Source organism: Mesorhizobium sp. M7A.F.Ca.MR.362.00.0.0 (assembly GCF_004023175.1).
Lineage (GTDB): Bacteria > Pseudomonadota > Alphaproteobacteria > Rhizobiales > Rhizobiaceae > Mesorhizobium.
Genome location: NZ_RZTF01001015.1, coordinates 1 through 277, shown reverse-complemented (window position 1 = coordinate 277; position 277 = coordinate 1). Strand labels below are relative to the sequence as shown.

1 protein-coding gene is annotated in these 277 nt (G+C 66.8%); it reads right to left on the bottom strand.

Features of this window, described 5'->3' with window-relative positions; genetic code table 11:
* Nucleotides 1-250 (bottom strand): SDR family NAD(P)-dependent oxidoreductase (locus tag EOC06_RS38935; RefSeq protein WP_245470477.1); only part of this gene is annotated, 250 nt, incomplete at its 3' end.
* Nucleotides 251-277: the final 27 nt, after the last annotated feature.

Genomic DNA, 277 nt, shown 5'->3' with positions numbered 1-277 from the left:
CTGGGCAATCCCGCCGGGCTGGAGTCCGCGATGTCATCGGGTTGCCAATTCGCCCGACGGGCAGCTGTTCGGCCATCGCGGTCTCCAGCCCGGCGGGATTGCCCAGCGCCTCGCGCGCCTGTCGCAGCCGGTTCTCGCCGCGACCGGCGATGATCACCTCGGCCCCAGCCTCACTGCAGCGTCGGGCCAGCGCCAGACCCATGCCGGAGCCGCCGCCGACGATCAGGATTTTCTGATTTGAAATGCTCATTCGCTCTGCCTTTGCTTGGATGGAGAA